17 protein-coding genes and 2 CRISPR repeat arrays are annotated in these 19509 nt (G+C 39.7%); of the genes, 8 read left to right on the top strand and 9 right to left on the bottom strand.

What is annotated here, in order from left to right; translation table 11 throughout:
* Positions 1–63: 63 nt before the first annotated feature.
* A CRISPR array of direct repeats spans positions 64–1125; the repeat unit is 37 nt; unit sequence ATTCGCGAGCAAGATCCACTAAAACAAGGATTGAAAC.
* Between the two features lie 64 nt (positions 1126–1189).
* On the bottom strand, positions 1190–1450 hold the full coding sequence (locus tag ACPK8D_RS16910) for a type II toxin-antitoxin system RelE family toxin (protein WP_424719024.1): 261 nt from the start codon (positions 1448–1450) through the stop codon (positions 1190–1192).
* A 6-nt stretch (positions 1451–1456) separates the two neighbouring features.
* Positions 1457–1696: a DUF2683 family protein gene (locus ACPK8D_RS16905; protein ID WP_424719023.1), complete on the bottom strand. Its 240-nt coding sequence runs from the start codon at positions 1694–1696 to the stop codon at positions 1457–1459.
* Between the two features lie 523 nt (positions 1697–2219).
* Between ACPK8D_RS16905 and ACPK8D_RS16900 the strand changes: the two genes are divergently transcribed.
* Together ACPK8D_RS16900 and ACPK8D_RS16895 are read left to right on the top strand one after the other, a co-directional pair.
* Complete coding sequence (locus tag ACPK8D_RS16900) at positions 2220–2366, top strand: hypothetical protein (protein ID WP_424719022.1); 147 nt, start codon at positions 2220–2222, stop codon at positions 2364–2366.
* A gap of 2 nt (positions 2367–2368) precedes the next feature.
* A complete protein-coding gene (locus ACPK8D_RS16895; protein WP_424719021.1) occupies positions 2369–2749 on the top strand; it encodes a GNAT family N-acetyltransferase in 381 nt (126 codons plus the stop codon).
* A gap of 572 nt (positions 2750–3321) precedes the next feature.
* A CRISPR array of direct repeats spans positions 3322–4244; the repeat unit is 37 nt; unit sequence GTTGAAAAGTAGCTTCCACGAAAACAAGGATTGAAAC.
* Positions 4245–4615: 371 nt separating this feature from the next.
* On the opposite strand, the gene ACPK8D_RS16890 is transcribed toward ACPK8D_RS16895, so the two are convergent.
* Positions 4616–5890 (bottom strand): hypothetical protein, encoded by a 1275-nt coding sequence (locus ACPK8D_RS16890; protein ID WP_424719020.1) that lies wholly within the window; start codon positions 5888–5890, stop codon positions 4616–4618.
* Between the two features lie 661 nt (positions 5891–6551).
* Here ACPK8D_RS16890 and ACPK8D_RS16885 point away from each other — a divergent pair.
* Both ACPK8D_RS16885 and ACPK8D_RS16880 read left to right on the top strand, forming a co-directional pair.
* Positions 6552–7175 (top strand): class I SAM-dependent methyltransferase, encoded by a 624-nt coding sequence (locus tag ACPK8D_RS16885; RefSeq protein WP_424719019.1) that lies wholly within the window; start codon positions 6552–6554, stop codon positions 7173–7175.
* A 282-nt stretch (positions 7176–7457) separates the two neighbouring features.
* On the top strand, positions 7458–8024 hold the full coding sequence (locus ACPK8D_RS16880; RefSeq protein WP_424719018.1) for a plasmid pRiA4b ORF-3 family protein: 567 nt from the start codon (positions 7458–7460) through the stop codon (positions 8022–8024).
* 630 nt (positions 8025–8654) lie between these two features.
* Here ACPK8D_RS16880 and ACPK8D_RS16875 read toward each other — a convergent pair.
* Positions 8655–9467, bottom strand: coding sequence for a class I SAM-dependent methyltransferase (locus ACPK8D_RS16875; RefSeq protein ID WP_424719017.1), 813 nt, complete (start codon positions 9465–9467; stop codon positions 8655–8657).
* 324 nt (positions 9468–9791) lie between these two features.
* On the opposite strand from ACPK8D_RS16875, the gene ACPK8D_RS16870 reads away from it, so the two are divergent.
* Positions 9792–10274, top strand: a complete 483-nt coding sequence (locus ACPK8D_RS16870; protein ID WP_424719016.1) for a hydrolase — start codon at positions 9792–9794, stop codon at positions 10272–10274.
* Between the two features lie 356 nt (positions 10275–10630).
* On the opposite strand, the gene ACPK8D_RS16865 is transcribed toward ACPK8D_RS16870, so the two are convergent.
* Positions 10631–11314: a hypothetical protein gene (locus ACPK8D_RS16865; RefSeq protein ID WP_424719015.1), complete on the bottom strand. Its 684-nt coding sequence runs from the start codon at positions 11312–11314 to the stop codon at positions 10631–10633.
* Positions 11315–11748: 434 nt separating this feature from the next.
* Positions 11749–12234 carry a hypothetical protein gene (locus ACPK8D_RS16860; RefSeq protein ID WP_424719014.1) on the bottom strand — a complete coding sequence of 162 codons (486 nt, stop codon included), beginning with the start codon at positions 12232–12234 and terminating at the stop codon, positions 11749–11751.
* A 279-nt stretch (positions 12235–12513) separates the two neighbouring features.
* Here ACPK8D_RS16860 and ACPK8D_RS16855 point away from each other — a divergent pair, with 279 nt between their 5' ends.
* Both ACPK8D_RS16855 and ACPK8D_RS16850 read left to right on the top strand, forming a co-directional pair.
* Positions 12514–12582 (top strand): hydrolase, encoded by a 69-nt coding sequence (locus tag ACPK8D_RS16855; protein ID WP_424719025.1) that lies wholly within the window; start codon positions 12514–12516, stop codon positions 12580–12582.
* Between the two features lie 168 nt (positions 12583–12750).
* Positions 12751–13791 (top strand): class I SAM-dependent methyltransferase, encoded by a 1041-nt coding sequence (locus ACPK8D_RS16850; RefSeq protein ID WP_424719013.1) that lies wholly within the window; start codon positions 12751–12753, stop codon positions 13789–13791.
* A 198-nt stretch (positions 13792–13989) separates the two neighbouring features.
* Here the strand turns inward: ACPK8D_RS16850 and alaS are convergent, their stop codons facing one another.
* A complete protein-coding gene (gene alaS / locus ACPK8D_RS16845) occupies positions 13990–16773 on the bottom strand; it encodes an alanine--tRNA ligase (RefSeq protein WP_424719012.1) in 2784 nt (927 codons plus the stop codon).
* A 468-nt stretch (positions 16774–17241) separates the two neighbouring features.
* Positions 17242–17502: a YhbY family RNA-binding protein gene (locus ACPK8D_RS16840; RefSeq protein ID WP_424719011.1), complete on the bottom strand. Its 261-nt coding sequence runs from the start codon at positions 17500–17502 to the stop codon at positions 17242–17244.
* Between the two features lie 620 nt (positions 17503–18122).
* Between ACPK8D_RS16840 and ACPK8D_RS16835 the strand changes: the two genes are divergently transcribed.
* On the top strand, positions 18123–18914 hold the full coding sequence (locus ACPK8D_RS16835; RefSeq protein WP_424719010.1) for a helix-turn-helix transcriptional regulator: 792 nt from the start codon (positions 18123–18125) through the stop codon (positions 18912–18914).
* Positions 18915–19264: 350 nt separating this feature from the next.
* On the opposite strand, the gene ACPK8D_RS16830 is transcribed toward ACPK8D_RS16835, so the two are convergent.
* Positions 19265–19509, bottom strand: a 245-nt coding sequence (locus ACPK8D_RS16830) for a zinc ribbon domain-containing protein (protein WP_424719009.1), incomplete at its 5' end; no start/stop codon positions are given.

Genomic DNA, 19509 nt, shown 5'->3' with positions numbered 1-19509 from the left:
AGATCCACTAAAACAAGGATTGAAACGGAAAATTCGTATCTGAAGAGATGAAAGACGAATTTAATTCGCGAGCAAGATCCACTAAAACAAGGATTGAAACACCAATTAATGATCCGTCTATCCCGCGATAAACATTCCATTCGCGAGCAAGATCCACTAAAACAAGGATTGAAACCACCCTCTGTCAGTATCCGTGGCCTGCTCATGGAAGATTCGCGAGCAAGATCCACTAAAACAAGGATTGAAACTACGGATTAACTCGGCAATACCTTCGGCATATACCCCAATTCGCGAGCAAGATCCACTAAAACAAGGATTGAAACTTTTCTCCATTTTCCGGACAGCATTTGCAAGTCCCGGGATTCGCGAGCAAGATCCACTAAAACAAGGATTGAAACCGGCGATCAGTTCGATAACAGGGCGCTATGGAAAGATTCGCGAGCAAGATCCACTAAAACAAGGATTGAAACTGACAAGTATTGCGTTGACAGCTCTCCAGCTCGTATTCGCGAGCAAGATCCACTAAAACAAGGATTGAAACATACTCGCAAACCACGAAACGACCCATTGTAAAACGATTCGCGAGCAAGATCCACTAAAACAAGGATTGAAACCAGAAGCGAATGATACACTGGAATGTGAAAACGGCATTCGCGAGCAAGATCCACTAAAACAAGGATTGAAACTACAACACGGCAGAGCCGCTGACAATAATGAGGTGCTATTCGCGAGCAAGATCCACTAAAACAAGGATTGAAACGGTATTAAGTTTTTTCAAAAAAAAAACGAAAAAAAATTCGCGAGCAAGATCCACTAAAACAAGGATTGAAACCGAGGTCCGGGTGATCTTTTGCAAACTTTGCAACTATTCGCGAGCAAGATCCACTAAAACAAGGATTGAAACAGAAAATCAAGACCGGTAACAGGAACCTGCCAGAAGATTCGCGAGCAAGATCCACTAAAACAAGGATTGAAACCACTGTTGGGCGAGAAAGGCTTAACGATGGGGCAGGATTCGCGAGCAAGATCCACTAAAACAAGGATTGAAACAACGGGTATCCAAACCCTGCATTATTTTATATAGAGTCATTCGCGAGCAAGATCCACTAAAACAAGGATTGAAACTAGATGGAGAAACAGTAGACGGGGAAGAAAAACAGGATTCGTGAGCAAGACCCACTAAAAAACATCAGTAGACATCATCGTGATGGCCATAATATTCAAGAATTACAGTTTTTTCCTTTTCATCCACAGAAAAAAGCAAGACAAAGTGAGAGTCAATATGTACTCTTTTCCATTGATTGAGAGGAGACCTTAAATTTTTGTATCTATGAGGATCCTGAAGGATCTCATCAACCTTGCTAAATATGATTTCAACTTGCTTTTTGTCTTTTTTTGCCAGCTTCTCGACAACTTTTTGAACTTCGGGTCTTACTTGTAGGCGGTACATATCAGGTCAACAGTTAAGCATTTTTTTCCAGTTCTCAACTGTTCCCACATCTATGGGCTCTTGTTTCATGATTTCCTGGGCTTTTTCAATAAATTCAGGTCTGAGCTCAGGTTCCAGAAGTTCTTTTTCATATTCTGCTGCCATCTGCATAATAGCGGCACTTTTGTCTTTCAAACCATATTTAGCTTTGATGATATTGAGAACCCGATTTGTTTTTTCATCAATATTGATTACTGCTTGAACCATCACATATGCCTCATGTATATATGAAGTATACATAAGATATATACCTAATTGTACCGGATCAGAAAGACAACGTGAAGGAGGTCAGGTCTGCAGCTGGCTAGGTACAGAACTGGCTAGTATCATGAAAATTTAATTGTCAATCACATTAATAAGCTCCAAACCCTTTTTGATGCGAATCTATCCAAATTATGTTCCAGAATTAAATTTTCGCGGTACTAGCTCCAGGACCTGTTTTACATAGGTAGGGGTGTCCAAGAGTTCTGAGAAGAACCACCGCCCCAGAAGGGAAGAGAGACAAAGGGGCGGTGAACAAAACTGATTCGAGAGCAAGATCCACAAAACAAGGATCGAAACTGATCCTTCAAGAGATATTGAGCTTACAATAAATGAATTCGAGAGCAAGATCCACTAAAAAGGTTCTGACTTCATTTTAGAGAGTGCTGAAGCTGATAACTTTGAAGCCTCCAATAAAAATATATAACTCTAGCATAGATACTGAATCATAGGAAAGAAGGTATTCAAAATGGCAAAACCAATTGAATTAGGACTTGTTCTTGAAGGAGAAGATGCAAAGGAGTTCTTCAGGAACGAAAAAAATCCTGTCGTTTCAAAGAAACTGGTAGGAATGTTCAAGCGTGCAAAGAAAATACATGAGAAAAACATGTTTTAAGCTTGGATTACATAATTCCAGATTCTGAACTTCATACTCTTGTTGCAGATACGATTGAAGCTAAGTCCGTGACGGATGGGCTTAAGTACTACGAATATCGCAAATATCCAGGAGTCAAAATTGCAAGGTTGGCAGTAGATTCCAGATTCGAAAGAAGGGGAATAGGCACATACCTGCTGCTGGCAGCCATAGGTATAACGTTATCAATTTGCGAAAGCATAGGATGCAGATACATTCTTGTTGACTCGAAAAAAGATTCGATCGGCTTCTATCAAAAAAATGAATTCAAACTCGTAGAGGAATATAAAAACCGGGAATTCATTCCAATGTATCTTAACATGCAGCCCATAATTGCGGAAATAAATCTTGAGAAAAATGAATAAGTAAGCTTTTTAAATGTTCTGGTTTCTGCTGTTTGTTCTGGGTTGAAAATAATTATTGAGTCCAATTCGGCCAAAAGCCGAATTCTGGAAGTTTGAATCCCCGTTTTCCCCAGGAATCACGCTTTTTCTCAACTTTGTAGACTAATTTACAGAAAAACAACATCAATAGCAACATTACAAAATACTGTTTTGAATTATTCTAAAAGAATTCTCACTTTTTCTTCTCGACATGAAAAGCTAAAATCGCATTGTATCGGAAGAGTGCAACATTTGCATAAAATTTAAGACTTGCTGCTCACCCCCACTTTTCCAAGAAATTCTTTATAATGACCTTAGTTGTTCATTGCTAAAAAAATGAGATCAATATCGGGCAGGTAAAAATGAAAAAGTTTATAACTTGCTGCTCCTTATATACTCTATAGCTATTTGTCGACCAGCAAATTTTGTTAACCAAAACAAAAACAGGTAAATTTCAAATATTATACAGTTCAACCAAAAAATAAGCTGGTTGATATTGGTTTTAAGGTCCAAAATTTCCTGAGAATTTGCTGAAAATAAGGGAAAACGACCCTGTTGAAAAGTAGCTTCCACTAAAACAAGGATTGAAACGATCTGTATTGGACTATAAAACAGATCGAGGAATGGAGTTGAAAAGTAGCTTCCACTAAAACAAGGATTGAAACTCCACTCCTATTTTGTTCACAATTGTGTTAGCCTCAAGTTGAAAAGTAGCTTCCACGAAAACAAGGATTGAAACTTCTCATACAATCCCCTATGTCTCTGCCTGCAATTTCGAGTTGAAAAGTAGCTTCCACGAAAACAAGGATTGAAACAGGTTTATTTTCGAACATTTTCTTCTTCCTCCTCTTTCGTTGAAAAGTAGCTTCCACGAAAACAAGGATTGAAACTCGTCAATGGCTTTTCCATGGATGATGCCATTATCCAGTTGAAAAGTAGCTTCCACGAAAACAAGGATTGAAACCATCCATTCTTGGCTCTTTCTGTGCAATGCCTCTCGGGGTTGAAAAGTAGCTTCCACGAAAACAAGGATTGAAACCCGCTATAGCTCGAGTCTGTTTTAAGAACAACAGTCGTTGAAAAGTAGCTTCCACGAAAACAAGGATTGAAACTTTGAATTGGCAACTATTAGCTCTACCTGGTAAGTTCCGTCAAGAAGTAGCTTCCACGAAAACAAGGATTGAAACAGAAGTCCCTGTAAAATATTCAATGAGTTTTTAATGTTGCAAAACAGCTTCCAGCAAAACAAGGATTGAAACCTGTTGGCAGTACCGTCATTGAAGAACCAGTTGACCGGTTGAAAATTAGCTTCCACGAAAACAAGGATTGAAACGGAAGGAAACTATCACTACCGGACTGACTATGATCGTTGAAAAGTAGCTTCCACTAAAATAAGGATTGAAACGTATTATTTTCTGTAGGAAGTACGAGAGTTTGACCGTTGAAAAGTAGCTTCCACTAAAACAAGGATTGAAACACCATTGGTTTAGGTTGTTGCCTCTGGCTATTTGACATTCGCGAGCAAGATCCACTAAAACAAGGATTGAAACGTCATACACTCGCTAATAATTGTGACAATATAACCGTATTCGCGAGCAAGATCCACTAAAACAAGGATTGAAACGGCATTATTGACGGATATATAAACATCGGAAAACGTCGTTTATAGGAATGTAAAAATTAGTGAAGTATTGAAATTGTTTCAGGGAAAATATAAAAAGAATGAAAAAATTACGAATATATAACAGAACTTTTGAATAACTGAATAAACATTACTATTCAAGCCCTATTACTTTTTCATAAATTTTTCACTTAACTGTACTCTTCTTTAAAATTTAATTCAGGTTTTTATTTTGATTCTCCGACAGTTATCGAATATCCAAAAGATTCCGCATTTTCAGGCATGATTGAGAGTTCCCACTTTCCAGGTTCTCCCTTAACTGTATAAGTCTCTACATAGTGAATGCCGCAATTTTGATAAATTGTGTTATTATCCATTGACCAGGCAGGGAAATAGTATCCCCCTGTATTGACATTAGTGCTCTGGGTTGTTTTTGTAAGAGACATCTTAACAGGGTTAGAATTGGATTTCAGGTTCACATTAAAAGATGGTTCTTTTATTTCAGGTGAAGTACGCAGTCCCATAGTCTGGTCGTAGTAATCAGCTGAAACTTCAATCGTTATTGGGTCATTACTATTGGTGTTGAAGGTTTTCACGTAAGGAACTGTGGGACGCTGCACAGCCGTGAAGTACAGACCGATTTGCGGGTTAGACCCATCATTAGCTTTTCCATCAACATTCATGTCGATGTACCCATTGTACGATCCGGTCGCATTTTTCGGAACAGATCCCTTAATGGTCATAGAAGTGATTTCACCTGCTTTTAGAACTGAAGGGGCAGAGATGACTATTGCATCATCGCTGAGAGCAAGTGTATTATATGAACCGTCATAATCATAGCTGGCAGTTTCAGGGTCAATGGTGATATCTCTGTCTGCTATATTTCGGAGTTTTATGCTGTACTCATATTCTTTTCCTGCTTCAACGGTATCAGAGAGAGAAGTTGTCTGAACTTCAAGTTCGGGAATGGCCTGGACTGAGATATCAAGATTCATTGAATTGACATATCCTGCGTAGTCTGGCAGAAGATCATCTGTGAAGGCTATAACTTTTAGATAGGATACGCTTTCTGCATCTCTGGGGATTTTTACTTCAACAGTAAATTGCTGTACCGCACCTGATTCTACTGTTGCGTTTGCTGGGCAGATAGTGATCCAGCTTTCGTCAAAGTTGCCACTGGCGTAAACGGTATCTGCAAGTTTTGGCGTTACATTAAGGGCTTCATTCCCTTCATTCTTGAAATTAACAGTCAACCTTTCACTATTTCCCGCTGTTAGATATGTATAATAATAAGTCGGATCTATGGTATGTACTGTGAAATTTTCACCACTTATACCGCCATCAGTTACATTTTCATAAGTTCCGTTCCCACAAGTCACATTTCCAAAAGTCAACTCTTTGTCAGAGTTTCCCGGTTGAGCACACGCAGCCTGTATTAATACCAGGCAAAGCAGCACCCCTAACAACCGGGGTATTACCTTTACTCCATTATTTTTGTTCATATTTTTGGCTCCATTTGTTTATAAAGAATACAACCGTTCTAACTTCCTCGCAGGACGTCGAAGCATCTGCAAAGTTACTGTATTACAGGAAGATCACATCTACAGGAAGATTACATCTACAGGAAGATTACCTCTTAAGATTGATAATTCGACAGCGTTAGGACTTACTACTCGAGGTATAAAATAAGCACATTAAAAGCCATGGAATTTATATTCCGGACATTTAACGGTTTAATGCTACCTTTTTTTCAGTTCATGTGCGTGAGTCCTGCGTAAGTTCCAGTACTGACATTTTAGTAGTGAACTCCAGACAATACAACTTATAAACATCCATATAATTTGTATGACCAAAGTCTCTAACAATTAACACTTTTAGCACGAAAATGCTTTCAAGTACTTTCATTATTTGTGCCTGTTATTCGAAGAATTTCATGTTTGTTCAGGATCTACGCAGCTGAATCTCCGCAAACTTAAAATCATTTAAACTGTTCGCAGGGAAAACCACTAAAACAAGGATTCAAACTTTTTTTTCTTATTCTTCGATGTTCTGCAATTCCGCGTTGAAAAGTAGCTTCCACGAAAAAAAGGATAGAAACTGAAGGACAAATTAGCTGACAGTATATGGAAAGTATATTTTGGATAATAACCCAGTTTATGAGTGATGAAATCAGCTGTAATTAAAGCGCATGACAGGTCTGCTGGCATCTATGATAATGCGAGCATACTGGTAGAAAACCACGGGCATGAAGTGCTTTTCGGGCTGGCTTATGAATATTTGTCCCCTGGGGATACTGTCCTTGATATCGGTATTGGCACAGGGCTCAGCTCTTTTATGTTCCATAAGGCTGGCCTTAAGGTATATGGGGTTGATGGGTCGGAAAAAATGCTAGAGATCTGCAGGGAAAAAGGTTTTGCTGCGGAGCTAAGGTTATGTGACCTGTCAGACGAAAAATGGCCCTATGAGGATGGGCAATTTGAAAATGCAATCGCGTGCGGCATATTCCATTTTTATAAGGAACTTGACGTTTTCTTTAAAGAAACTAGCCGTATAATGAAAAAGGACGGCATCTTCAGCTTTACTGTTATGGTGTCGGAAGATGGCCTCCTGCAGTATACCGATGCCGGCTCAGGCCTATTCATATATTATCACAATAACTTCCAGGTAACTGAATTACTGAATAAATATGGTTTCAGCATGTTAAAGTGTGTTACATTTTTTATGTATAAATCGCCCGATAAAAAGGAGAAATTAGTTTTTAGGGGTTACCTCGCAAAAAAGGTTTGACCACTCTTTTTAATCATGTACTGGTAGATCAGGATTGTATTAGCGAGCAATATCCGTAGATGAATGTTTAGAGGCAATCAAGGAGAAGCCCCACTTCCTCCCATAAAAGAAATTCATTTAAACGCCGCTGGTTTTATTGGAAATAAGAGGATTATAGAGGATACGAAAGGTATTTAGCGGATTTACCGGAAATTAGTAGGTATTAGCAGATATTAACAGATATTAGCAGATATTAGCAAATATTAGAGGATAATAACGGATTTTTATTCAGGGGAAGAGCTTATGGAAAGTACTTTTAAAAATATATATCAGTTAAAGCTTTCAACGAAAGGCATTACTCCTCAGATCTGGCGGCGAATCCAGGTGCCGGAAAATTACACATTTCTGGACCTTCATAAGGCTATCCAGGCTGTAATGAGCTGGGAAGACTACCATTTGCACGAATTCGAAATGCAAAACCCGAAAACCGGGATGCGTGAGAGAATCGGGACAGAAGATGAAGATCACGAGAATCTTTGTGAGCCTTTCGTGCCGGAAAATAAAACCAGAATTTCCGAATATTTCACTCTGGAAAATAAGGAGGCTCTGTACACGTACGATTTTGGGGACAACTGGGAGGTAAAAGTCCGGCTTGAAAAAATCCTTCCGAAAAAAGAAGGAATGGAATATCCGATCTGCACCGCAGGAAAAAGAGCATCTCCCCCTGAAGATACCGGCGGGATATGGGGCTATGAAGAGATGCTTGAGGTCCTGAAAGACCCCGAACATGAGGAATATGAAGACACTGTGTTATGGCTGGGCAAAGATTTTGACCCCGAATATTTTGACCCGAAAGACGTTTCTTTCTGAGCTGTTTAAGCCCTTTCTAATTTTCTTAACTCTTTTTGAGCTTGAAAAGTTCGAAACTGGTAAATCCACTTCAGAAATTTTTCTCAATCCAGGGATTGGATCTCCTCTTGGAAAGAACTTTTGTGAGAATGGGAAAATATAGATAGGGAATTGATAGGAAAGCCTTTTTCTGACGAGGGATTCTGTTACCATATTTACCCACATATTGTTCTACCACTTGCTTTTGCTCTTGGAGCTTCTGTAAATTTACGGAGACCTTTAGTACTTTACCATTGTCAAAACCAGGAAAAATATTACAGGGTTATTGATCTAAAAGATTCTCGCGAAGTAAGTTATAAACCTGATACTAATACAATCGCTCTTAAAACTATTCCAGAAGATCTCAATTTGACTCCGCCCCCTTGGACAGAAAACTCCGAACCTGAATCAATAAAAGTTAATCCGGGACGAAGTTTTCACTTTTATAACTATAAGTTTTGGCCAGGCAATAAAGAAATTAAACGACAAAACTGCCAGGTATGGTGCAGAATGCTGGATTGTCTATTTATCGAACCATAATTCAGAATTCAATACGGTAATATCAAAAATTCCAGTATTATTACGTTAAATTAAATTGAATTAGAACAGAAATTAACTAACTCTGCAAATCAATAACCTGTGAGCTTTATTAGTAACTGGAAATAAATCTGCAATTTTAAACATGAACTTTGTAAAGGGATCTAAATTCTTGATTTCTTCATTTGATGTAAAATATTGTTCTTCGATAAATTGAATTCCCAATCCCCATCCTGTGAGGTCTTCAGGGTTATCAATCCCCCAGTAAACTTTTGCACCGGTTTTCTTTATTGAGGGTTGATATTTTACTTTTTTTGCCATAAGCACACTAAAAGCATCGAAAATCAAAGTATAACTGCCAATCCTCTCCTTAAGACGGCTTATAAGGGATTTGATTTCATCCTCTTTAAGATACATGAACAGACCTTCGGCTATAACGAGATATTGTTTATTCTCCCGTGGGATTTTTTCTAACCACTTATCTTCCGTAACTGAGGATGAGATAAGATGGTAACTCCCTGTTTCTTTAAAAAAATGTTTGCGAATCTCAATTACTTCTTCAAAATCTACATCGTACCAGTCGACATCAGGATTGCCAATTCTGTTATATCGGCTGTCAAGCCCGCAGCCTAAATGCAAAGCAACGCTTTGACCGTGCTCTAAAAGAAAATTTTTAACAAAATTATCAATGAGTTTTGCCCTTAAACACAGCAGCAGGTTTGTCTTCTCAGGAATTTTCAAGGATTTGAAATCGTAATCAATGTGATTGACAATCTCAACCGCTTTTTTATCAATAAGTATGGGATGCTTTTTCCTGCTTTCCTTTGCTTTCGCAAACAGGGGAATAAGCAAAGTTTCTTTTTCTTCAGTTAAAGCAATTTTATTCATAATTTGCTAACTCTTTTTAACTCCATTTATATGATTATAAGCCATCCCCTGCTTATACCAGCTTGTATGTGAAGGTTCTACGGAAGCTTCTTTTTGATCACTTCGTCTGGAATTCCTTGTTTGTTTTAGAAACCTAAGTTTAATGAGCTAGATCATTATTTCCTATTTTTTAGCAGCTTCTGTTTTTATCGAGAAGCAGTTTCCCCAAAAAACCAGACCCAAAACCAAAATCAAACGAGAATCAAGCCAGAATCGAGCTGGAGCCAAGCCGAAACCAAACCCTAAAATAACCTCAGAAGTTATTATTAAACAGGGTGAAAAATTATGAGCAGCGAAATTCAGAGTCAGGAATGTTGTCCCAGGTTTGATCCCACACCCTGGGACGGAAAAGTGTTTGAATGGAACAATAAAAAATTCATCAAGGACTCAGTTACCACGCAGTTTTACATGCCTCTAAACTTTGGAGAGGTAATAACGAGGATGAACGAAAAAGTCGCCAGTGCCGGGGCGGAAATGCCGGACTGGCTCTGTTTGTCGGACCATACCTCAGAAAGTAATATGGATCTTTATCTGGCTGTCGATAAAGAAGTGGACGGCGCCGAAAACGTAACACTCAGCGGGAAGTTTCTGAGCAAAGCGTATGAAGGAGATTTCGAAAAAACCGCAGAATGGTGCAACGACTTTGAAAACTATGCAAAAGGAAAGGGTCTGGAAATCAAGAAATGGTATATGTGGTACACTACCTGTCCCGCCTGTGCTGAAAAATACGGGAAGAATTATGTCGTGATTGTTAGTGAAATACAATAAAGAAGAATTGAAACCTAAGAAAAGGAATGGATATACTAGAGTTTGGGATCTCAAACTAACGATTCTTATTTTCTACTGCTATGTGGCAAATAATTAACTCCAGGTAAATTAGAGACAATACAAATGCAAGTAAGAATTGAAGACCTGAGAAAGCAAGTAGACTTAATGAATGACCAACTGACCAGAAAGGATGACCAGATTACACAGCTTAATGAAGTCACACAGAAACAGGCGGTACATATCCAGAGTTTGATAAATGAAAAAGGTAAATTAAATAATAAGCTTCTGCCTGAAACTACGGCGAATAACAAAAAGTGGTGGAAATTTTGGGCATAGTGATTAGGAAGATTTAAGATTTATTTTTTAACTAGTGTGTCTTTGATTTCATTGTATAGATATAAAAGATCATCTTCCGTTAACTCATTAGTTGTAGAAATACGCCCTTCTACATTTAATATTAGTTGAACTCGCTTATTCTTGTAAGAATAATCGATGTAAAAAGCAGTAATCATTGAAAAATTCTCTATAGTAGTTTCAATTCCATGACCAAATTTGCCCGTTTTCGTTATTACTCCGTCCGAATCTTCCCAAGTTCCATACCCAGTTATAAAATTACTTAATTCTTGCAGTCTCGAAAAGTCAAAAATAATCTTAGAACATCGTAAATAATCTTCTTTATCTAATCTTGCTTGGAATGGTCTTGCTATTCTTTTAGGTGCAAAAATATACAGAGTTGTAAAATCGGTATCAATTAAAAATTTAAATTCTTTAATCTCTTGATAGCCTAGAGTGTATTCTTCAATGCCGTCTTTGTATATGTAAATAGGTCTCTCTATTGTATTTGTGCTTAATTTTGATAAATAAATATGGTACTCTGGAGTGGAGTCGCAATAAAATATTTCTGTTAATGGTTCTCCTAATTTGTTAAGCTGAAACTCATAATTCTCTAGCGAAAAGTCTTTTTTTACAGAAAAACCAGTCTTCTTTTTGAATATATCTTTTACATTTTCTATACGCACGACGGTAAGGCTTCCTGTCATGTGCTTATATAAAAAATAATACGTTAAATACATATTGTAAATAATATATGATATAAAACAGGTAATATTAATTATAATGAAATAAAAATAGTTGTTTGATAGATTCAAATGAAAAAGGTTACTAACTTGTCAAGTTTGTGTCTTTGATCAGTATTTATATTAATTTGCTTAGTCGTAAGTACTACGCTATTATCATTTTTGCTAAAACTCGCATCTATATTGTACTTTTCAATTTTTAATCCATCTGGAGTAAGTACCTGTGCGTGTAAATCCGGAGGAAGGATTAGATTTAGTGTGAAATTATCAACTTCAAATTTTGTATCATATGATAAACTCTTCAAATGTCTCTCAACTTCCTCAAATATAGAGCTCATCCCAAAACTCAAAATTGTTTATCTGAATCCCGTGTTCCGAATAATCAATCGAGTTTCATATCATGAAAAATAGTTCTGAAACTTTACTGATGCTTGAGAATAAAATTGGTTTTGGGATGAGCTCATAGTTAATAAATTTTGTATTCTAGTAGGTGCGTTTTTCATAGTACAATTTATTAAAGTTGTTTTAATAGCAATTGTGTCATCTGTTTTGTCTATATCAACTTCAAACAATTCTCCTACAAGAAATTCAAAGTAATCCTGACAACTTTTAGAAACTTTTAATTTTTTATATGACTTTCTAAACTCGGCCTTCATTTTATTAGTTAACATGTCAAATTTTACATTAGAATTATAACGTATGAATAATTTAAACTGAACTTCGGAATTATTTAACCTGTGAAGTATTTTATTGAGTTTATAGAGGTAAGTATATTGAAATTTCATTCCTTTAACCATCAAAGTCGAAACTATGGACAATATGTATTTGGTTATTGAACCTACAACTAAACTTTTTAGAGAATCTAAGATACTTATAATGTCCATGGTAACGGTCGCTGAAATTTGCTATTATCATAATTTCAAGTAGAATTTATAAAATAGTTAAATTTAAAGATTTTTTATGATTAATTAATTTTTCTTTTTTGACTAATTTTCTTTATATGCTGAATATATTTTAGTACAGAAGAATCAATGATAGTTATTAGAAATAAACTTGATTGGAAACATACCGAAATAATTTACAATTTCAATTTTCTTATTTTTATTATACTTCTCATACTATATGTTTCTAAACCCTGTTATTCCATATGATATAGGAATAATATCACCTGTCCCGCCTGTGCTGAAAAATACGGGAAGAATTATGTCGTAATTATTTCTCAAGTTGAATAAAAATCGAGTAGTAAAAAAGTAGTAGTAAAAGTGGTTTTAGCCATCCTTAATCTTTAAAATATGCAGCTCAAGCGAGCTAGTGTTTACGTAGTGAGCATTGTGAAGTTCCACAGGCTTCCGATTCAGTGCCTTTAAATCCCATAAGCTATCTACTATTTCCTGATCGACGTGGCACGGAAAAAGCAATTTGAGAGGCCCCTGCATGGGGATAAGGAAAGCCTGCGCTTTGCAACCCCTGAACCCATTGCCCGCTACAGGGCCCAGCGTTTGAGAGCCAGAACGCTTGCTGATATCAGCTGCGGGATAGGGGGACAGACTGTCTTTTTTGCGCAGCAGTGCGAGTTTGTGTATGCAGTTGAAATCGACCCCAAAAAAATCGAGTATGCAAAACAGAACTGCGCAATGTACGGGCTTGACAACGTGAAATTCATTTGCGGGGATGCCCTTGACCCGAAGGTCATAGAGCAGATCCCGGCCGTTGATGTGATATTTTCGGATCCTTTCCGGCCGGCCGAAGAAAACGAAAGGCAGGTCTCAAGCCTTGAGCCGGGGATTCCGAACGTGCTGGCTGCTTATAGGGAAAAGACCGGGAATTTTGCCTTTGAAGCTCCGCCGCAGATGCCGCCTGAAAGGATTCCTTTTGACTGCGAAAAAGAATACATCTCGCTTGACGGGCAGCTCAACCGCCTCACTCTTTATTTCGGTGGGCTGAAGCAGCATGACCGCATGGCCGTAGCCCTGCCTGCAGGAGAAGGGCTTGTTTCAAAGTGGGGGACGCTCCCGCAGATAAAGGAAACCGGGAGAATGAAACTCTGCGCCTATGAACCTGAGCCCTCGGTAGTTGCAGCCGGGCTGCTGCCCGAGCTTGTGGAATCCATGCTGCAGATGGCAGGGGCTCTTATGGGGACTTTCGAACTCTTCAGGGTTGACAAAAAGAGACTTTTACTGACCTCGGATGCCCTGATAAAGCAGTCCATGATCAAAAATCATTATCTGGTGCTTAAAACCTGCCCCTTTGAGCCGAAGGAGATCAATAAATTCCTGAAAGGCAGAAATATCGGAAGCGTTGTGCTCAGAGCAGGCGTGAAGCCCGAGGAGTACTGGGAAGTCCGGAATGAGGTTGAAAAAGGCCTCGAAGGAAACAAAACCGTACACCTCTTTGTAAAAGATGGGACTGCAATCCTTTGTGAAGTTATCTTTAACGACTGAAAAAGGGCTGGACGGAAAATTTGAAAAAGATAAAGATCTAGTCAGAAAATTGAAAAGAATATTGAAAAGAATATTGAAAAGAATAAAACGAAGATAAAAGAAAAAGTGCCGGGGTTTAAAAACCCGGTACTTCAAGCCTACCTGTTGACCTTGCTTCAGGTTTGCCTGCAAATATTTTCCTTAAAATTATCTACAGACTTACCTGCAAACTTCCTTGCAGGCTTCTTTTACGAGTTCAAGCCCTCTGGCAAGCGCGTCCTGAATTCTTGAAGGGTCAGTTCCACCGCCCATAGCAAGGGCAGGCTTTCCGCCTCCGCCTCCGCTGACAAGCCTCGACATCTCACGGACAAGGCTGCCGGCATTGATTCCATAGTTTAAGGCCTTTTGCCCGGCAGACGCTACGAGCTTAACTCCTTCGGCGTCACTTGCAAGCAGAGCTACCACGTTTTCGTGTTTCAGGAATTCAGTGGCGATTTTCTGGAGTTCAAGGGAATCAGCCCCGGGAATGAATTCGGCAATAACCTTGAGGCCTGCAACCTCAGAAGCCTCTCCAAGCAGCCTGTAAACCCTGGAGCGGGCAAGTTCTTCCTTGAGTTTTTCGTTTTCTTTTTTGAGGTCTTTCCATTCCCCGAAGAAACGCTCAACACTTGCCGGAAGTTGTTCGGGAGGCACACTCAGAGTCTTTGCGGAATCGGTCAGCAGAGAGTCTATCTTTTGCATGGCACGTACGGCTGCAACGCCTGCTGCAAACTCGATCCTTTCCACACCGTCCTGGATTCTTTCGGTCTTCAGGATTTTGATCGGGCCGATAACTCCTGTACTGACGCAGTGCGTACCTGCGCAGGCCTCAACATCGTCTCCGACCTTTACAATCCTGATCCGATCTCCTGGAGGCACTCCGCCCTGATAGAGCCCAAAGCCGTATTCCTGCTCGGCTTCAGTCCTTGGCATCCATTCCGTAACTACACGCTTGTTTTCCATAACCGTGCGGTTTGCCAGGAGTTCGATTTGCCTGATTTCTTCAGGGGAGATGTGCTTGTAGTGCGAGAGGTCAAGTCTCGAGTGATCCTCAAACTTCTGGGCCCCGGCCTGCCAGATATGTTTTCCAAGAACTTTCCTGGCTGCATCGTTTACTATATGGGTTGCCGTGTGGTGCCTGGCAAGGGTCATCCTGCGCCTTTCATCCACTTTACCGGTGACGATATCACCTTTGGTAATTTCAAGATCCCCATCAGGGTTCTCTACGGTATGTACGATTACGCCGTCGTAGACCTGGACATCCACCACCCTGTACACTGCATACCCGGCAGTGATTGTCCCGATATCCGCAGGCTGCCCTCCGCCTTCGGCATAGAAAAAGGTGCTATCCAGCACAATATTGTTGTCAAAGACATCCAGCGCAACAGCTTCGAATTCCAGGCGCGTGGGCTCGTCATAGAAGCTACGCTTCGTCTTCGGGAGGTGTTTTATCCGGTCTGCAAACGGAACCACTTCGGTTTCCTTTTCTTCGGCCCTGTTATGCAATTCACCAATAATGGAATAGAAGTTGTCAGGGAATTCTACATCCACCCCGATTTCGGCTGCAACCTCTTTTGCCATCTCTGGCGGGATTCCGTGGGAATCGTAAAGTTCAGTTAACTGGGATAGAGGAATCTTTTCCCCGGTTTTCTTGAAGTGAGATGCCGATTTCTGGATGATTCTGCGGCCTCTTTCCATTGTGTTATTGAACTTCTCTTCTTCAGATTCCAGGATGTCCTGTATAACCGGGAAATTTTCCCTGAACTCGGGATATTCCGGCAAATTCTTTATATGCATATCCACAATGTCGGAAAGCGGGATCCGGATGTCAAGGTCGCCCATCATGCGTAAAGTCCGCCTGAGAACAAGCCTGGCAAGGTACCCTGCCTTGACGTTTGAGGGAATAATCCCGTCTCCAAGCATGAAGGTCAAGCAGCGTGTATGGTCAGTAATTCCATAGACTTTTTCTACGGGTTCCATTATAGCCGAGAGTTTATCCACGGTCATTCCGATGCTTGAGGCAACCTTTTTCCTGAGTTCCATAAGGTTTGCCTTTTCACTGACGTCCATAAGCCCTGCAAGCCGTGCGTTCTGGGCAAGAATGTTTGCATACTCGGAATTATCCAGTTCATGCTCAAGCCCTGCAAGCCCCATGAGTTCGTTCACTATGCCGGGGAAAAGTGCGTCATAGATTGTAGGGGAACCCTTTGAAGCCCAGACAAAACGTTCGAGCCCGTATCCCGTATCCACGATATAGTTATCCATCTTCGAATAGGTCTCGCCCTTGATCAGGATATCGCCTTTTTTGTCGGTCTTCAGATCCATGAAAACAAGGGTAGCAAGCTCAAGCCCATGCACTATGACCTCTACACAGGGCCCGGCGTTTCCTCCGCCTGACCAGGGCTCTTCCTTGTAACTTACGGCAAAGGGGTCTACCTTAAGCGAGTTCAGGAGCTCGTCGCAGAGTTCCAGGGTATGTTCTTTCCAGTAAATCTCGTGATCCCTTTTATTGAAGGCATGATGTGCCATCATCTCAAAGTTTGTAAGATGGCGTCCGCTCCTGCCTACCGAGTCCAGGTCGTTCAGGCGAATGCAGGGCTGGGAAATCGTGAGGGGATTTGCAGGTGGGGGAACCTGCCCAGAGGTTACGAAAGGCTGGAAGTCTGCAATGGATGCAATGGTAAGATAAATGTCGTCCCTCCAGCGGGCAACTACAGGATAACGATCGATTCTTGTATGCCCTCTCTCCTCAAAAAAGGAGAGGTAATACTCACGCATCTGGGAGATATCAAATTCCCTGGAAAAGACCGGGCTCCCTATAAAGGAATAAGGATCACAGGGCGCATCTCCGCATGTCTTTCGATCAAGGTCACGTGTCCAGAAAAACTTGCCGCATGACTGGCACTGCTTCCTGACGAACCCGTTATTTTTGAAAAATTCAAGTTGATATTCATCTTCAAGCATAACAATCTCTCCGGAGGGTGGGGGTTTGCTCTGCCCTGGTGTATCTGAAAACAAAAGGAGAAATACCCCAACTCAACCGTTTCAAGGAATTTCCAGGCACTTTAAGTGCACATCCGATGGAATTTTAGGTTCATATACAATAATTCGATTCATTCATTAACTTTTATACAAGTCATAGGGGAATTAATCTGAAATAATGAAATGTCCTCAAATCGTGTGCGAATAATTTTGCAACTCGAAGTTGCTTTTGCAGCATAAATAACTTACCAGGATAATGAAATAATAATTTTATATTAAAGCAACTACATACATATAGACCTTAACCTATAACAGAAATTCTACAGAAAAACCTTATTCTTCATTTTAAAAGGCGGGGAGTTATATTTATTGAAATTGAAGATAGGGGTATATTCGGAAGGCTCGCTAAAAATCGGAGTCAGGAAAATGATAGTTCCTGCGCCTGAATTCTTATCTGTACAGCACCACAGTCCTTCCGCGTACCTCTATCAGGGTTGATCTTGTGGCGGCTGCAATTTCTTCCGCGATAGCCTTTAAATCTTTCCCTTCTTCAGCGCTTTTCAGTACCCTTACCTTCACAAGCCTGTTAGCTTTTATCTGCTTATTCAATTCTTCGATCAGAGTGTCCGTTACCCCGTTCTTCCCGATATTGAGAATAGGGGAAAGCTGGTTTGCTTCGGCTTTCAACCTGTATAACTTTTCTTTCTCCATTGCCCTTCCTCACATTAACAAGTGTAAAACTCATTCTACCGATTATGAAACACTCATATTATTATTCATATTATTATAATTTTATTACGAAAAAATTATGCAATTATAATAAAAAGATTACTTGCTTCTGGAAGTTATTTGTCATTTTTCGGAACTGTTTACCATTCATCCAGATTTCTCCCTTTTCTCATCAGCATCTATATCAACGTTTCCTAGCAAGCCGAAAAGCAGTCAGTTAAGCTTTCGAATCTAATACCGGGAGTGAACCAAACTTCAAGCCTGGTACTGGCAATCAAATAAGTTCCGGGATCAATACTGGCGCTCAAACAAACTTCTTTCCGGATTCCGCATTTACTCATCCTGGTCAACTGTCCTTAGCGATTTATTCCGAAGGCAGGTAAAATCGATAAAAAATAAGGGTTATATCAGGGCTTCTGTCCGTAAATTCGCTAAATTATGCCTATTTTCCCAATTTGATAAGAAACAGGACGAAGTTTTCAAATAATTTCGACACCTTTATTAGCAGTTTGGAACTCATTAAGGAATATAAAAAACCGAACCATAAAAACGGAACCGGTGAACGAAATCCTTTTTTATAAGTTCAGGACGGAGACTGTAAGATGAATCCCGGCTTGCTTGACCTTATCCTGTTTTCAGAAAAGAGAAAAGATTTTCTCCTGCTCCTGAAAGAAGGCCCTAAGGATATTGAAGAGATACTTGAGAAGCTTCAGGTGCCCAGGACGTCTCTTCTCCCGCAGATAAAAAAGTTGAAAGAAGAGGATCTGGTAATACATGAAGAAGGAATGTACCGGCTCAGCACGATAGGGGAAATTGTTGTAGAGAAAATGCAGCCCCTGCTTGATACTCTATCAGTGTTCGAAAAAAATGAAGAGTTCTGGGCAGACCGAAGGCTTGCCGCTATTCCGCCCCACCTCATAAAAAGAATCAGTGAACTTGGAGACTACCGACTTATAGAACCGGACCTCAGCCATACTTTTGATCTGAACCCGGAATTTGAAAAATATCTTTTAAATTCAAGCTGTATTCACATGTTTTTCTCTTATTTCCACCCTCAATTTCCGGCTCTTTTTCTCAGCCTCGCAAAAAAAGGTATTGAAATTTCCCTTGTCCTGAGCGAATCTGTATATTTACGGCTTGTAGAAGATTTCAAAGAGGAAGGGAAAGAATTCCTCAAAATGGAAAACGCAAGCCTTTGCATCCTGGAAAAAAAAGGAGTGGAAATTCCTGCTCTTATTGCTTCGGCTAACAGGATAATGATCCTCGGGTTGTTTAACGAAAGCGGAAGATTTGACCGCCAGTATGTGATAAGTTTAGAACCACGAGCAATAAAATGGGGAGAAGAACTGTTCGAATACTACAGGGACATGAGCCGGGAAATTAAATTAAATTAAATTAAATTAAATAAACAGTAATGTATTGACCCGCAGGCTACTGGCTCGTAGATATAATTTGAAAGTTTAAGTTAAAAAGTTAATTTCAAAGTTACATTAGAATTTAATTTAAAAGCTTAAGTTCAATATTTTAGTCAAGGTTTAAGCCAAGATTCAAATTCAAAGTATAAGTTGAGATTAAGTTCAAAATCTAAGTTAAGATTAGGTTCGAAATCTAATTTAAGACTTAAATTAGGATTTAAGTTAGAGGTTTATGTGAACTACCCCACGCTAAAGCTGTGGGGCTTCCTACTTCATCCCTCTCTCTTTTGAGAACAGGTCCATAGGCCCTTCCCTGCGTTCCGCAGGTGTCAAATAGTTATTAGATTTTGGTCAAGGAGAGAGAACTTTTTGATATTAATTGCAGCATTAATATCCCTATCGTGTGGAGTCTTGCACTCCGGGCAAGTCCATTCTCTATCCTTTAGTGTTAGATCTGAATTATAATACCCGCAAACGTTACAAAGTTTTGAAGAAGGCTCAAACTGTCCTATTCTCAGAATCGTTTTCCCGAACCATTGAGCTTTGTATTCTAACTTTGTTACAAAACTACTCC

This window comes from Methanosarcina sp. (genome assembly GCF_049706645.1).
Classification (GTDB): Archaea; Halobacteriota; Methanosarcinia; order Methanosarcinales; family Methanosarcinaceae; genus Methanosarcina.
The sequence above is the reverse complement of the archived record's forward strand: the minus strand, read 5'-3'. Positions and strand labels throughout refer to the sequence as shown.

What these genes read in the sequence shown, in the direction of transcription:
- ACPK8D_RS16910 (WP_424719024.1), bottom strand. Translation starts at nt 1,450, where the DNA reads ATGTACCGCCTACAAGTAAGACCCGAAGTTCAAAAAGTTGTCGAGAAG.
- ACPK8D_RS16905 (WP_424719023.1), bottom strand. Translation starts at nt 1,696, where the DNA reads ATGGTTCAAGCAGTAATCAATATTGATGAAAAAACAAATCGGGTTCTC.
- ACPK8D_RS16900 (WP_424719022.1), top strand. Translation starts at nt 2,220, where the DNA reads ATGGCAAAACCAATTGAATTAGGACTTGTTCTTGAAGGAGAAGATGCA.
- ACPK8D_RS16890 (WP_424719020.1), bottom strand. Translation starts at nt 5,890, where the DNA reads ATGAACAAAAATAATGGAGTAAAGGTAATACCCCGGTTGTTAGGGGTG.
- ACPK8D_RS16885 (WP_424719019.1), top strand. Translation starts at nt 6,552, where the DNA reads ATGAAATCAGCTGTAATTAAAGCGCATGACAGGTCTGCTGGCATCTAT.
- ACPK8D_RS16880 (WP_424719018.1), top strand. Translation starts at nt 7,458, where the DNA reads ATGGAAAGTACTTTTAAAAATATATATCAGTTAAAGCTTTCAACGAAA.
- ACPK8D_RS16875 (WP_424719017.1), bottom strand. Translation starts at nt 9,467, where the DNA reads ATGAATAAAATTGCTTTAACTGAAGAAAAAGAAACTTTGCTTATTCCC.
- ACPK8D_RS16870 (WP_424719016.1), top strand. Translation starts at nt 9,792, where the DNA reads ATGAGCAGCGAAATTCAGAGTCAGGAATGTTGTCCCAGGTTTGATCCC.
- ACPK8D_RS16865 (WP_424719015.1), bottom strand. Translation starts at nt 11,314, where the DNA reads ATGACAGGAAGCCTTACCGTCGTGCGTATAGAAAATGTAAAAGATATA.
- ACPK8D_RS16860 (WP_424719014.1), bottom strand. Translation starts at nt 12,234, where the DNA reads ATGGACATTATAAGTATCTTAGATTCTCTAAAAAGTTTAGTTGTAGGT.
- alaS (WP_424719012.1), bottom strand. Translation starts at nt 16,773, where the DNA reads ATGCTTGAAGATGAATATCAACTTGAATTTTTCAAAAATAACGGGTTC.
- ACPK8D_RS16840 (WP_424719011.1), bottom strand. Translation starts at nt 17,502, where the DNA reads ATGGAGAAAGAAAAGTTATACAGGTTGAAAGCCGAAGCAAACCAGCTT.
- ACPK8D_RS16835 (WP_424719010.1), top strand. Translation starts at nt 18,123, where the DNA reads ATGAATCCCGGCTTGCTTGACCTTATCCTGTTTTCAGAAAAGAGAAAA.